Origin of the sequence: Paraburkholderia sp., from assembly GCF_035656215.1 — a bacterium.
Classification (GTDB): Bacteria; Pseudomonadota; Gammaproteobacteria; order Burkholderiales; family Burkholderiaceae; genus Paraburkholderia.
In genome coordinates this window covers 1-4,389 of record NZ_DASRSY010000087.1, presented here as the reverse complement: position 1 = coordinate 4,389, position 4,389 = coordinate 1, and the positions used below count along the sequence as shown (strand labels likewise).

At 63.6% G+C, this 4,389-nt stretch carries 5 protein-coding genes; 3 read left to right on the top strand and 2 right to left on the bottom strand.

Going from position 1 to position 4,389, the window contains the following annotated elements:
- The first annotated feature begins 264 nt into the window (after positions 1-264).
- On the top strand, positions 265-408 hold the full coding sequence (locus VFE81_RS04920) for a YodC family protein (protein ID WP_325043521.1): 144 nt from the start codon (positions 265-267) through the stop codon (positions 406-408).
- An 86-nt stretch (positions 409-494) separates the two neighbouring features.
- Here VFE81_RS04920 and VFE81_RS04915 read toward each other — a convergent pair whose 3' ends face one another.
- Together VFE81_RS04915 and copC are read right to left on the bottom strand one after the other, a co-directional pair.
- A complete protein-coding gene (locus VFE81_RS04915) occupies positions 495-1,424 on the bottom strand; it encodes a CopD family protein (protein WP_325043520.1) in 930 nt (309 codons plus the stop codon).
- The gene (gene copC, locus VFE81_RS04910) at positions 1,421-1,798 is read right to left on the bottom strand and encodes a copper homeostasis periplasmic binding protein CopC (RefSeq protein WP_325043519.1); all 378 of its coding nucleotides are present in this window, start codon (positions 1,796-1,798) and stop codon (positions 1,421-1,423) included. Before copC ends, VFE81_RS04915 begins: the two co-directional genes overlap by 4 nt.
- Positions 1,799-2,167: 369 nt before the next feature.
- On the opposite strand from copC, the gene VFE81_RS04905 reads away from it, so the two are divergent.
- Together VFE81_RS04905 and VFE81_RS04900 are read left to right on the top strand one after the other, a co-directional pair.
- Positions 2,168-2,899 carry a c-type cytochrome gene (locus VFE81_RS04905; protein WP_325043518.1) on the top strand — a complete coding sequence of 244 codons (732 nt, stop codon included), beginning with the start codon at positions 2,168-2,170 and terminating at the stop codon, positions 2,897-2,899.
- Between the two features lie 21 nt (positions 2,900-2,920).
- Positions 2,921-4,219: a cytochrome c gene (locus tag VFE81_RS04900; protein WP_325043517.1), complete on the top strand. Its 1,299-nt coding sequence runs from the start codon at positions 2,921-2,923 to the stop codon at positions 4,217-4,219.
- Positions 4,220-4,389 lie beyond the last annotated feature (170 nt).

The following is a 4,389-nucleotide window of genomic DNA, read 5'->3' as shown; positions in this document are numbered from 1 at the left end:
CGCGGTGCTGTACTGCCTGCCGCAGCTCTTCGACCTGACGCATATGTACGGTTCACGCGCCGCAGGCGCGGCACTGGAAGGCAAAGCAGCGGGCTGCGCGATTGCACTCTTCTGCGCACCGATTCTCGGACACCGGCTCGGCCTCGAATAATCGGTTTCATCGAACGGAAGTTCACCATGCGACGAGGAAAGAGACCTGCAATGCCTGCAAAACCCGCCAACCGCGCTGGCGACGTCCTGACGCTCAAGGCCGGCTGACGCCCGATGACGGCCACCTGGACCGGCCCGGTGCTGTTCGCGTCGGGCAACTGGCTGATCTGCCAGTGGTTCGGCGACGACGGCGAACTGCAGCAGGAGATGTTTCCGGAAGAGACGCTGGAGCGGGCGCACAACGCGCTCGCCGCCTAGAGGGTAGTAACGGATCAGCCGGCCACCGCCGGGCGACCGTGTGTATTGCGCCGCACGCCTTTGCTGTGCGGCGCTTTTTTTTGACCTCAGCCCAATGCGGCGAATGCCGGCACGCTGTGCGACAGCACGGCCGCGGCGACGAATACGCCGATCATCGCCAGCGCTTCCAGATACAACACGTTGACGAAGGTATGGGCATCCATCGTCGAGGCCGTGCGGCGCAAGCGCGGCAGCGCCAGGAAGCGGTTGAGTCCGCCGAGCACCAGTGCGAGCGCGACCAGCGCAAGCTTCAGCGTCAGCACGTGGCCCCACGTGCTCATCTGGATCGCTTCGAACGAGCCGCCCGAACCGCGCACGGCATTGAAGATGCCCGTCAGCAGTACCAGTCCGACCGCCACCACCGATACGTGCGACACCTGAGTCGCAGTGCGGATCAGCATCCCGCGAGCGGTCGACGTACCGAGCGCAGGCAATACCGAGAGCCCCGCCGCCATTGCCAGCCCACCCCAGACGCTCGTGACCAGCACATGCAGCGTCTGCATGCCGATTGCCGCCGAGGCCGGGCCGGCGTCGGCCGCATGCCCGAGCGATGCCTTGCCCGCCGCAATCGCAATCACCGCGAGCCACAGCAGCGCATTGCGCAACATGCCCGTATGACTGGCCATAGCCGTGCCCAGCAACACCAGCGCGCCGGCGAAAGCCACGCTCCAGCCGTAACCGACATGGGTTTGCGTCAATACTGTCGGCACCACACCGATGGCTGACGGCAACGCGACGCCACTCATCGACGCCGCCTGGTACAACAGCCAGCCAAGATCCGCGAGCACCAGCACGACGGTGGCCGTCAGCATCGACCGATGCGCGCGCAACCAGGCGGGCCGCGCCGGCGCGATCTTCACCTGCGCGTCCTTGGCGAGCCACGCACCGAGCAACGCCGACCCAACGGCAAACGCAAACGCGACATTCATGAGCGCGGCCATGGCGACCTGCCCGATCCAGAGTCCGTCGATGCTCATTTGACGATGAACGCAAAGTCGCCTTGGGTACGGTGGCCGTCCGTGGCAACCGCGATCCAGTGCACCGCATAGCGGCCCGCCGTCAACTGCGGCAGCGCCAGGCGCATCGCCTTTGCGTCACTCTTGTCGACTTGCGACGCAGCCGACGCGGCGGGCTTACCGCTCGTGTCGCTCAGATCGATTCTGCTGAACGCCGGCTCGAGCGGCTCGGTGAAATGGATCGTCACTTCAGTGGGCGCGGTCACCTCGGTGTTCGCCGCCGGCTCGCTCGACACCAGATGCGCATGTGCAAAAGCCGTGGACGTCATGACCAGCGCTGCGGCGCCGAACGTCAACGCACGCAGCGCCGGACGGGGAAAATTGAATAGCTTCATGTAAGGCCGATAGCTTGTGGAAAGTAAAACGGTGGACGTTGAGCCGAAGAGCGTGGGCGTCGGACAGACCCCAACGCGCCCGGAAGTGTACGCTTCGATGACCGGCGCGCGCGTCGGTTCAACCGGCTTTGTTATCGAAACCGACGGGAACGACACTTGCGCCCGCGATCCCGCAGACGAAATCGAGATGCGCGACTCACCGGCAAGGCTGCGATGCGCGTCAAACTGTCGCATGCCTGTCACACCCGGAACCTTCTCTTCTGTGGCAAATAGTCATCATCACCCTTCGATGATAGAATGCTGCGTCGCCGCAGCGCCGGCTGCCCTTCACACCGAGCCGCTCGAAGTTCGGTCAGGTCCCCGATTTTGATGGAGTTACGCGTGTCTTCAAGACGCATTTTCCGCCCGTTGCTTGCCCTTCTGCTGATCGGCTCCGCGGGTGTCTATAGCGCTGCGAAAGCGCAGACTCAACCGAAGGCCCCCGATACGATGGAAGCGCGCGTGCAAGGCTGCACGGCTTGCCACGGGTCGCATGGCCAAGGTACCGACAACGACTACTTCCCGCGTCTGGCGGGCAAGCCGGCCGACTATCTGTACAACCAGTTGCAGAATTTCCGCGAAGGGCGTCGCAAGTACCCGCCGATGAACTACCTCGTCACGTATCTCTCGGACGACTACCTTCATCAGATCGCCACGTACTTCTCGCAGCAACGTCCGCCGTACCCCACGCCGTCCAAGCCGACCGTATCGGCGACCATCGTCGCGCGCGGCCAGCAGATCGTGCTGCATGGCGACGCATCGAAAGATATTCCGGCCTGCGCAGCTTGCCACGGCAACGCGCTGACCGGTATGGAACCCGCTATCCCGGGTCTGGTCGGCCTGCATTCGGACTACATCAGCGCGCAGTTGGGCGCATGGCGTTCGGGCTCGCGTCATGCCATCGCACCTGATTGCATGCACACCATCGCCACCCGTCTGACCGATGACGACGTGAACGCCGTCGCTTCATGGCTTGCCACGCAAACGGCCCCACAAAACCCCGTGCCGGCTCCGGCCCGCTCGATGAAGACTCCGCTTGCCTGCGGCAGCGAACCGCAATAAGGCACCGGGAGAGACACTCAAATGAAACGCAAGTCTTTGTTCGCCCTCTCGGCAGTCGTCGTCGTTGCGGCTGCCGCACTCGTTCCCGTCCTGTGGTCGGGCGGCGACAACCTGCATAACGGCACGGCGATGGCGGCAACGCCCGCCGACCAGGCCGCGCTGATCAAGAAGGGCGAGTACCTCGCCCGAGCCGGCGACTGTATCGCCTGCCACACGGTGCGCGGCGGCAAACAGTTTGCCGGCGGCCTGCCAATGGCTACGCCGTTCGGCACGATGTTCACGCCGAACATCACGCCTGACGACCAGTACGGTATCGGCAAGTGGACGCAGGACGACTTCTACCGCGCAATGCACACGGGCCGTTCGAAAGACGGCAGCCTGCTGTACCCGGGCTTCCCGTTCACGAGCTACACGAAGGTCACGCGCGCCGACTCGGACGCGATCTACGCGTACCTGCGCTCGGTCACGCCGGTCAATGTGCCGAGCCGTCCGCACGAACTGAAATTCCCGTTCAACCAGCGCAACATGCTGATTGGGTGGCGCACGCTGTTCTTCCGCGAAGGCGAGTACAAGGCTGATCCGACCAAGTCGGTCGAATGGAACCGTGGCGCGTACCTGATCGAAGGCCTCGGCCACTGCGGCATGTGTCACACGTCGATCAACGCAATGGGCGGCCCAGTCAGCTCGGCTGCGTTCGCCGGCGGCTTGATCCCGCTGCAGAACTGGTATGCGCCGTCGTTGACGTCGAACAAGGAAGCCGGCCTCGGCGACTGGGAAACCAAAGACATCGCCGATCTGCTGAAGACCGGCGTGTCGAACCGCGGCGCAGTGTTCGGTCCGATGGCTGAAGTGGTTCACAACAGCCTGCAGTACATGTCGGACGAAGACATCAACGCAATGGCCACATACCTGAAGACGATTCCGCAGAAGAGCGAAGCACCGGAACCGCTGCAGCTCGAAACCTCGGAAAAGTTCGGTGGCGAACTGTTGAAGCAAGGTCAGAAGATCTACGCTGACAACTGTGCGAAGTGCCACGCGACGAATGGCCTCGGCATGCCGCCGGCCTTCCCGCCGCTCGCGAACAACCAGTCGATCCAGATGCCGTCGGCGGTCAACCCGATCCGCATGGTGCTGAACGGCGGTTATCCGCCGAGCACGACAGCCAACCCGCATCCGTACGGCATGCCGCCGTTCGCGCAGGCGCTGTCGAACACGGAAGTGGCAGCGGTCGTGACATACATTCGTATGTCGTGGGGCAACCACGGTACGGCTGTGTCGCCGCAGCAAGTGTCCGATCTGCGTTCGGCGCCGCTCGACTAAGCAGCGTTCGATGCACCGGGGCGCGGCCAGCGAAACTCGCGGCCGCGCCCTTTGTTTTTTCAGGACCGGTATCATGTGGGGATAAACCCTGATGAAACCGCGCAGGAGGAAAGAGCCGTGCATGTCGGTGAGCGTTTCAACAGCATTACCCATCTCGTCGGCGCCGTACT